The following is a 6,291-nucleotide window of genomic DNA, read 5'->3' as shown; positions in this document are numbered from 1 at the left end:
GGGTCGTCAGGATGATCGTCGTGCCGCGGTCGCGCAGACGATGGACCAGTTTCCACATGTCCCGGCGCAACGCGACATCGACCCCGGCGGTCGGCTCGTCGAGGAACAGCACCTCGGGTTCGTGCGCCAGCGCCTTGGCGATCAGCACGCGGCGCTTCATCCCGCCGGACAATTCCATGATCTTCGCATGGCGTTTGTCCCACAGCGACAGATCGCGCAGAACCTGCTCGATATAGCCGCTGTGCCCGGATCGGCCGAACAGCCGGCGCGAGAAGGTGACCGTCGCCAGCACCGTTTCGAACATGTCGACCGACAGTTCCTGCGGGACGAGGCCGATCGCGCGGCGGGCGGCCTTGTAGTCGGTGATCGCGTCATGCCCGGCGACGCGGATCGTGCCGGTCGACGGCGTCACGATGCCGCACACGATGCTGATCAGCGTCGTCTTCCCGGCGCCGTTCGGCCCTAGCAGCGCGAAGATCTCGCCCTTCTCGATCGCCAGATCGACACCGTGCAGCGCGGTGAATCCGCCCTTGTAGGTCTTGGACACGCCCGAGAGCGCGAGAATCGGTTCGGTCATGACGTCCCCCCTTCGCCGCCACAGATAGGTAAGCCGCGCGCGGATGGGAGGGGGCGGCGTCGCATCGGCCGACATTCCGCGCTTTCATGCCGTCGCCCGGCCCCGTCAGGCCGATAGCCGCTCCACCGCCTTTAGCAGCATCTGTCCGGTGAACGGCTTGGAGATCATGTGCGACGTCCGCTCGTCCGGCGTCACCTTGGACGCATGATAGCCGGTCATGAACAGGGTGCGCAGGCGGGGGGCAACCGCAACCGCGGCCTTTTGCAGCGAAATGCCCCCGATCCCGGGCATGACGACGTCGCTGATCAGAACGTCGAAGGCGGTGTCGCGATTCTGGATATGGGCCAGCGCATCGAGGCCGTTGTCGAAATCGTGAACGATGTGGCCGGCTTCCTGCAACGCCCGCACCACCAGTTCGCGGACGTCGTCCTCGTCCTCCGCGACCAGCACGGTCAGCTTGCGATCCTCGCGCGCGGGCGGGTCCTGATACGTCGGCAGGGCGATGACCGGATCGCGCGCGGCGGGAAGAATGATCTCCACCGTCGTGCCGCCGCCCGGCCTGCTATCCAGCCGGACGCAGCCGCCGGCCTGGCTGACGATACCGAAGACGGTGGCGAGGCCCAGGCCGCTGCCGTTTTCGCCCTTGGTCGTGAAGAATGGCTCGAACGCGCGTTCGCGCACCTCGGGCGGCATGCCCGCCCCGTTATCGGTGATCCGCAACAGCACCCAGTCGCACGACCCGGCATCCGCGACGTTCATCCGCTTGCAGTCATCCGGGACGGCATTGGCCGCCTCCAGCCGGACCGCGCCGCTCGATGACAGCGCGTCGCGCGCATTGATCGCCAGGTTGAGCAATACCTGTTCGATCTGGCTGCGATCGGCCACGATCGGACGCAGATCAGCGGCGACCTGCGCATCGAACGTCATGCTGTCGTCGATCAGGCTGGCGAGAAGCGGTTTCATCTGTTCGATGATGTCGCGCAGGTTCAGCGGCGCCAGCGCCACGATCGACGCCTTGCTGAAGGTCAGCAGCTGATGGGTCAGCAGGCTCGCGCGCTTGGCCGCGCGCGCGATCAGGTCGAGCCGCTGGCGCAGCAACGTGCCATGCGTCGCCTGCAATTGCAGTTCCTCGACATTGCCGCAGATGATGGTGAGGATGTTGTTGAAATCATGCGCCACACCTCCGGCGAGCCGGCCGAGCGCATCCATCTTGTGCGCTTGCTGCAGGCGATCCTCCAGCTCCCGCCGTTCGGTGACGTCGGCCATCAGGCCGATGAACTTGTCGACCTGTTGGTCTTCGCCGCGCACCGGGCTGATATGCAGCGCGTTCCAGAACGTGCTGCCGTCCTTGCGATAGTTGAGGATCTCGACGGAGGTTTCGAAACCGGCGCGCAGGCCGTCGCGGATCGCGGCGATCGCCGCGGGATCGGACTGGGCACCCTGCAGGAAGCGGCAATTGCGCCCCATCGCCTCGCTGGCGGTATAGCCCGTCAGCCGCTCGAATCCGCCGCTGACATGGACGATGGGCTCGCAGGGATCGCGCGCATCGACGATGAGGATGCCCTGCGCGACCGCCTGCATCGCCTGATCGCGCAATTGCAGCTCCGCCTGCGACAGTCGTTGCTCAGTCAGGTCGCGGGCAACCTCCGCGAAACCGACCAGTTCGCCCTGGTCGTGGATCGCACTGACGACCGCGTCGACCCAGAAGGGCGAGCCATCCTTGCGCACGCGCCAGCCCTGGAAATAGGCGGCGCCGCTGCGTTCCGCTTCATGCAGCAGCGCGGCGGGAACGCCCTTGGCCACATCGGCGGGGGTGAAGAAGGATGACCAGGGGAGGCCCATGACCTCGGCGGCGCGATGCTGCTTGATACGTTCCGCCGCCGCGCTCCACGTCATGACGCAGCCGTCGCGGTCGAGCATGAAGAAGGCGTGGTCGCGTGCACCGTCGATCAGCAGGCGCAATTGCGCGCCGACGAGCGCGGCTTCGCTCTTCGCCTGCACGAGGCCGGAGACATCCTCGCACGCGACGACGCCGCCCGCCACCGTACCGTCGCCGTCGTAGATTGGCGCGGCGCTGAACGACAGGTGGCGGATCGCGCCGTCGCCACCGCGCACGTCGATGCGGCGGCCGACGGTGACCTCCCCCTTCTGGATTGCCCGGGCCAGTGGCCAATCGGTGGAGGCCAGACGAGCGCCCGTATGGGGCGAATAACCCTCGAACACGTCATAATCGGCAATGTCGGCGGCCCAATGCACGAAGCCGACCTGGCTTTCGTTGGCGGCGTTCATGCGCACGAAGCGCCCGTCGCGATCCGCCACCACCACCGCGGTCGGCAGCGCGTCGAGCACGGCGGTCAGCCGCGCTTCCTCGCGGCGGGCGGCTTCCTCGCTGTCGCGCAGCCGCCGCTCGACGGTCTTCAGATCGGTGATGTCGGTGAAGGACACCAGGATCAGCGGGGTGGGGTGAAGCCCGGCGAAATCGCTCTGCTTCGCGCTGATGCGAACATGGCGGTGCCGACCCGCGCCCGACACATGGGGCAGGACGAACTGAAACTCCTCCTTCGAAACCGGCTCGCCACGCAGGGCACGAAACAGCGGCCAATCGGCCCGCTCAACGCGCTTCCCGTCCCGGTCGAAGGCCGTCAGTCCCGTCGGCAGGATTGTCTGGCCGCTATGAGAGAGGATCTCGATCAATGCTCTGGCGTGGGTGTTGCTGTACACCAGCTCCGCCTGCATCGAGTAGATCAGGATCGCATCTTCGAGATCGTCATAGGCGCTCCACAGCCGGGCCAGCGCGGATCGCGACGATCGTCGCCGCCATGCCGATAATCTGTCTCGGAACGCCGCCAATAGCTTCATGAACGAGCGCCCCATCCGATTCCCGTGCCGCACGGTGCACGTCGCGGCCGGAAAAGGAAATTCCCGTCATTACCCATAGTTGCGATCGGCGGACGGGCCGAGGGTGAGGGGCGGGGTATGCCCGACGTCGTTGACGCGGCCAGCGCGAGCAGGCGCGAGTTCGGGAGCGGGTCGGCCGAGCAGATAGCCCTGAATCTTGTCGACCTGCAGGACCCGCAGGATATCGAGCTGCGCCTCCGTCTCGACCTGTTCGACCACCACCGGCGTTTCGATCGCGCGGCAAAGCTGGACCACACCGATCAACAGTTGCCGCGCGAGCGCGCAAGTGGTGATCGACGAGACCAGGCCGCCATCGATCTTGATCAGGTCGAAGCGGATCAGCCTGAGATAGCCGATCGATGCGAAGCCCGAGCCGAAATCGTCCAGCGCCACCCTGGCGCCGATCGCGTGCAGGTCGGCGATCGCTGACCGCGCCGCGTCGGGATCGCGCAGCAGCGCGGTTTCCGTGATCTCGACGATCAGCCGTTTCGGCGAAAAGGCGTATCGCTCGCACATCCGGCGAATCATGGTGCACAGACCCGGTCCCACTTCCCCGGCGGTGACATTGACCGACAGGGAAAGGTTTGAGGGCCAGTCCGACGCTTTGGCGAAGGCGCGCGCGAGGATCAGCTCGGTGAACCGGCCCGCGACGCGCGCGTGTTCCGCCACTGCGAACAGTTCGTCGGGCGGGATCACGCCAATCTGGGGATGGTGCCAGCGGGCGAGCGCCTCGTATCCGACGATGTCATCCGTGGCGGTGCGCACGATCGGTTGGAAGTGAACCTCAAGACGCTCAACCGCGGCTGGATCGAGATGGGCCGTCTCGATGATGCTGCGGCGTTCGCGCTGCTGCTGCAGATGCGGATGGAAGAAGAAGGGATGGCCGAGCCCCAGCCCCTTGCTTTCGTACAGCGCCAGATCCGCGCGGTGCATCAGCTCGACCGCGTCGCGCGGCCAGTGGGTGCCGGTCGAAATGCCGATCGAGCCGCGAATGGCGATCACGTCCGCTCCGATGCGCACCGGGGTCGCGAACAGTTGCGAGAGATGTTCCGCTGCGGCCGCGACGGCTTCGCGATCGCCGGTCGGCAACAGGATGGCGAACTCGTCCCCGCCGACGCGCGCGCACAATGCCGGCGGCGGCACCTGCTGCGACAATCGATCGGCCACGGCGCGGAGCAGCGCGTCGCCGACGCCATGGCCGAGCCGGTCGTTCACCGCCTTGAACCCGTCGAGATCGAGCAGGATGACGGTGGTATCGAGCGGCTGCCCTTCCGGCCGCTGACGTTCGGTCAGGCGGGTCAGGAGCGCACGCCGGTTGGCCAGCCCGGTGAGTTGGTCGGCGAACGCCATGTGAGTGACCTCACGTTCGTTACGGATCGCCAGCGCATGCGCTTCCACGATTCCCCGGAACTGCTGATGCTGACGGCGCAACCAGCCGATCAGCAGAACCGCGATGATCGCAAGATTGGCCGCCGCCGCCGCCAGCGACATGTCCCGCGTGGCCAGCATCGCCAGCACCATCGGGAACGCACCCGACCAGATCACCGCATAGGCGGCGTACGGCAGCGACACCATGCAAACGGCGCAGGATATCACCGACAGTGCCGCGAAGAAGGGGACGAAGGCGGAGACCTCGCGTGATCCCGTGAACAGGACATGAACGCTCCAGCCGGCAAGGATCAGGCCGAAGATCAGCGAGGTGCGCACGGTTGAGCGAAACATCGTCCGCGCCTCGTCAACGCCCGGAAACGGTTCCCGACGCCATTTCATGATGCGCGTAGAACTGGCCAAAGTGGCCAGCAGTGACGGAAGGAATGTTAAGGCATTTATATGGCCGAGGGAGGTAATAAAGCTGAGGAACGTTATATTGATCAGCAGGATCATGTGGAGCGTCGGTACTTGATGGCGCAGCGCATCGAACTGAGCGACGACCAAAAGTTCGTCCTCGTCTATACAGATCTGATCAGGGGAAACCGAGTCTGATTGCTCATCCGGTATCGATGGCATTCTGTCGCATGACAAGCTCGACATGAGGAGTGATGTCATTCCAGGGCAAGCTCCACGAACCACCCCCAGCTGACTACCGGCGAAAGTTAAATAGTCCGCAACACTCACATATGGTACTTTTGCCAGTCTGGCGGCGAGGAACGTAGCGTGTAAACGGGAGTTTCGTACCGAAGGCCGAGCCGAGGGCTAATCCGAACGTACACGAGAAGATGATCTGCATCAATCCTTCAACTACCGGAACCTTGCAAACACCGGAAAGTTGATGACGATACCGTAACAGATATTCGGAATGGCGCTTTTGTATTCGAGGGAGCAGGCTCCTTGTGGGTGTATATCGTCGACGACGAACGGGACGTAGCCGAGACAATCGGTATGACGCTGCAAGGCGCCGGGCATCAGGTCGCGTCATTCACTAGTGGGGATGCGTTCCTCAGTGTTTGTGAGGATCTGACGCCGGGGTGCGTTCTGCTTGATCTGTTGCTCCCTCAAAAGGATGGCTTACAGGTTCAAGAGGAGCTGGAGCAGAAGGTCAGTTGCCACGCTGTCGCGGTCGTGACCGGATATGGCGACGTTCCCGATGCCGTACGGGCGATGCGCGCCGGCGCGATTGACTTCCTGCGCAAGCCGTTCAGTCGGTCCGAGTTGTTTGACGTGCTGGACCGTGCGCAGGCCTATATCGATGAATGTCTTCGACGCCGGGAAGCGGCGCAGCGGTTCGCGCCGCTCCAGGGATTGTCGTCGCGCGATAATCAGGTGTTGCGCGCGCTGGTGCGTGGCCTGTCGACGAAGCAGGTGGCGAGCGAATTGGC

Annotated in this window: 5 protein-coding genes; 2 read left to right on the top strand and 3 right to left on the bottom strand. The window is 64.7% G+C overall.

The features are described from left to right. From ACFDSW_RS14485 to ACFDSW_RS14475, 3 genes are all read right to left on the bottom strand, one after another. Window positions 1-577: ABC transporter ATP-binding protein (locus ACFDSW_RS14485; protein WP_375250979.1), on the bottom strand; the 577-nt coding region annotated here is incomplete at its 3' end. A 105-nt stretch (window positions 578-682) separates the two neighbouring features. Further along, the gene (locus ACFDSW_RS14480) at window positions 683-3,436 is read right to left on the bottom strand and encodes a PAS domain S-box protein (RefSeq protein WP_375250978.1); all 2,754 of its coding nucleotides are present in this window, start codon (window positions 3,434-3,436) and stop codon (window positions 683-685) included. Window positions 3,437-3,505: 69 nt separating this feature from the next. After that, window positions 3,506-5,197: a putative bifunctional diguanylate cyclase/phosphodiesterase gene (locus ACFDSW_RS14475; protein ID WP_375250977.1), complete on the bottom strand. Its 1,692-nt coding sequence runs from the start codon at window positions 5,195-5,197 to the stop codon at window positions 3,506-3,508. Window positions 5,198-5,305: 108 nt separating this feature from the next. Between ACFDSW_RS14475 and ACFDSW_RS14470 the strand changes: the two genes are divergently transcribed. Continuing rightward, entirely contained in the window at window positions 5,306-5,458 is a 153-nt protein-coding gene (locus ACFDSW_RS14470) for a hypothetical protein (RefSeq protein ID WP_375250976.1), read from the top strand. Between the two features lie 351 nt (window positions 5,459-5,809). Further along, a partial coding sequence (locus tag ACFDSW_RS14465; RefSeq protein WP_375250980.1) for a response regulator transcription factor occupies window positions 5,810-6,291 on the top strand: 482 nt, incomplete at its 3' end.

The sequence above is a fragment of the Sphingomonas sp. genome (assembly GCF_042091075.1).
Lineage (GTDB): Bacteria > Pseudomonadota > Alphaproteobacteria > Sphingomonadales > Sphingomonadaceae > Sphingomonas.
Note: the sequence above shows the minus strand (reverse complement) of the source record. Positions and strands in the feature narration are given on the sequence as shown.